A 746-nucleotide genomic window follows, 5' to 3' on the forward strand; every position below is an offset into this window, starting at 1 on the left:
GCCCCGGTGCCACCGGCCCCACCGGTCCCGCCGTTGCCGGACAGCAGCCCGCCCGCGCCGCCGGCACCGCCCGCCCCGGCACTGCCGCCGCCCGTCACGAAGCCGCCCGCACCGCCCGCGCCACCGGTGCCGAACAGCCCGGCGGCCCCGCCGGCACCGCCGTGCTGACCAAATCCGCCGGACCCACCGGCGCCGCCGTCGCCGAACAGCAGCCCGCCCGCTCCACCGGCTGCACCGGTTCCGATGCCGCCGTTTGCCCCGTTGCCGATCAGCGGACGTCCGAACAATGCCTCGGCGGGACCGTTGACCGCGTTGAAGACGCCCGCGAGTGGCCCGCCGGAACCGTTGGCCGCGGTGTGCCCGAAGACCGGGCCGAAGCCGCCATTGCCACCGTTGCCGCCCGTGCCCAGGAACACGGCATTGCCGCCGACACCGCCGGCCCCGCCGGTTGTGGTGCTGTTTCCGCCGGCGCCGCCCGCGCCGCCATTGCCGATCAGTTGGCCGGCCCTGCCTCCGGCTCCGCCGGCGCCACCGTCACCGTGATAGCCGAATCCGCCTGCGCCACCGGCTCCGCCGTTGGAGAACAGCGCACCCGCGTTGCCGCCGGCCCCGCCTGCACCTCCGGCGCCACCGAACGAACCTGAGGTGGATCCGCCGGCCCCGCCGATGCCGCCGCTGGAGAACAGCGCACCTGCGTTACCACCGGTCCCGCCGACACCCCCGGTCGCGTCGAGCGAATCTCCGCC

1 pseudogene is annotated in these 746 nt (G+C 76.4%); it reads right to left on the reverse strand.

Going from position 1 to position 746, the window contains the following annotated elements:
- A pseudogene (locus tag BST12_RS29165) lies at positions 1 to 746 on the reverse strand (PGRS repeat-containing protein); the annotation flags it as partial.

The sequence above is a fragment of the Mycobacterium angelicum genome, assembly GCF_002086155.1.
Classification (GTDB): Bacteria; Actinomycetota; Actinomycetes; order Mycobacteriales; family Mycobacteriaceae; genus Mycobacterium; species Mycobacterium angelicum.